Annotated in this window: 1 protein-coding gene; it reads right to left on the bottom strand. The window is 45.9% G+C overall.

Going from position 1 to position 255, the window contains the following annotated elements; genetic code table 11:
- Nucleotides 1-255: sulfatase-like hydrolase/transferase (locus E0D98_RS27760; protein ID WP_346655067.1), on the bottom strand; the 255-nt coding region annotated here is incomplete at both ends.

Here is a 255-nt window from a genome sequence, read left to right on the forward strand (position 1 = left end):
TTTTATCCGCATTGGCGGCGATGACAGAAATCAGCGTATCATGTTGCCCTAAAGAGCCCTGATTTGATATCCACCACGTCTCATACCCGGCTTTTCTGGCAAGCGTAACAATATTATTACCCGGATTCCCTGTTTCAGTGTAATCAAGCGTCAGTGTTCTGCTGAGTGAACCTATCGTATTCGGCGCTGCTGAGAAATACCCATTAATAAATATACCCGGAGCAGAATTCAGCCATGGTGTTGTCGGCAAAGGAT

The sequence above is a fragment of the Escherichia sp. KCJ4928 genome (assembly GCF_004352695.1).
Lineage (GTDB): Bacteria > Pseudomonadota > Gammaproteobacteria > Enterobacterales > Enterobacteriaceae > ECMA0423.